The sequence below is a fragment of the Kitasatospora phosalacinea genome, from assembly GCF_000717185.1.
Taxonomy (GTDB): domain Bacteria; phylum Actinomycetota; class Actinomycetes; order Streptomycetales; family Streptomycetaceae; genus Kitasatospora; species Kitasatospora phosalacinea_A.
The window spans coordinates 1-511 of the sequence record NZ_JNYE01000299.1 but is presented as its reverse complement, the minus strand read 5'-3'; the positions used below and the strand labels follow the sequence as shown (position 1 = coordinate 511).

Annotated in this window: 2 protein-coding genes; both read left to right on the top strand. The window is 71.2% G+C overall.

Annotation, left to right across the window (positions count from 1 at the left end; translation table 11 throughout):
* A partial coding sequence (locus OO57_RS43395; RefSeq protein ID WP_234337739.1) for a hypothetical protein occupies nt 1-226 on the top strand: 226 nt, incomplete at its 5' end.
* 43 nt (nt 227-269) lie between these two features.
* The coding region (locus OO57_RS43390; protein ID WP_158715397.1) for a hypothetical protein at nt 270-511 on the top strand (242 nt) is incomplete at its 3' end.

The window sequence follows — 511 nt, the reverse complement described above, 5'->3', positions numbered from 1 at the left end:
GTTGTTGGAGGAGGGGGGTGTGCGGGTGCGGAGGTTGCGGGTGAGTGATGCGTTCCATTCGGGGTTGATGGACGGGGTGCTGGAGGAGCTGGGTTCGGTAGTGGGTGGGTTGTCGTTGGGTCGGCCGGTGGTTCCGGTGGTGTCGACGCTGACGGGTGTGATCGACGAGGAGCAGTGGTCGGATCCGGGGTACTGGGTGCGGCAGGTGCGGGAGCCGGTGTGTTGAGGTGGGGCCGGATGCGGTGTTGTCGGGTGCGGCGGCGGCGTGTGTGGAGTCGGACCGCGCGCTGACCGTGGGGTTGTCGCGGCGCGGGCGCGGGGAGGTGTCGGCGCTGCTGTCGGGGCTGGCGGCGCTGCACGTGTCGGGGACGGACGTCGACTGGGCAGCGTTGCTGCCGGGTTCGGGTGGGGTGGTGGACCTGCCGACGTATGCCTTCCAGCACCGCCGGTACTGGTTGGAGCCCTCGTCCGCGACGGCGGGTGCGGAGCGCCTCGGCCTGGACCGCACCGG